Origin of the sequence: Pseudomonas sp. HMWF006, from assembly GCF_003061205.1 — a bacterium.
Lineage (GTDB): Bacteria > Pseudomonadota > Gammaproteobacteria > Pseudomonadales > Pseudomonadaceae > Aquipseudomonas > Aquipseudomonas monsensis.
The window spans coordinates 1-442 of the sequence record NZ_QAIU01000215.1 but is presented as its reverse complement, the minus strand read 5'-3'; the positions used below and the strand labels follow the sequence as shown (position 1 = coordinate 442).

The window sequence follows — 442 nt, the reverse complement described above, 5'->3', positions numbered from 1 at the left end:
GTGAACGCATAACCCCTGTGGGAGCGAGCTTGCTCGCGAAAGCGGTAGATCAGTCAATCCAGAGGCGCCTGACGAATCGCATTCGCGAGCAAGCTCGCTCCCACAAGGGTGTTTCGGTGAGGCTTAGAATTTCAGCGCGGCAGCCTTTGCGGTCACTTCCGTGCCCTGCTGGCCGCTGGCGCTGATCAGTTGTACCTGAATTTTCTGGGTGGCCGGGAAGGTATTGAAAATGTTCGCCAGGTCCAGGGTCTTCAGTGCCCCCGGCGTGGCGCAGCTGAACTGATAGTGCGCGTGGATTTCGCTGTGGTCGTGATGATGTTCATGCCCGTCCTTGTCCGCTTCATCGTCGTCGTGATCGTCGGCATCCGGCTTGTCGCCGAACAGCGGGCTTTCCAGTTCCTGACTGACGACTTTGCAACCGGCAGCGGCGGGCAGGTTGAAC

General features: G+C 59.3%; 1 protein-coding gene. It reads right to left on the bottom strand.

The window, feature by feature from the left end; all coding sequences use genetic code 11:
- Window positions 1-123: 123 nt before the first annotated feature.
- Window positions 124-442, bottom strand: a 319-nt coding sequence (locus DBR24_RS08505) for a DUF2796 domain-containing protein (RefSeq protein WP_128614492.1), incomplete at its 5' end; no start/stop codon positions are given.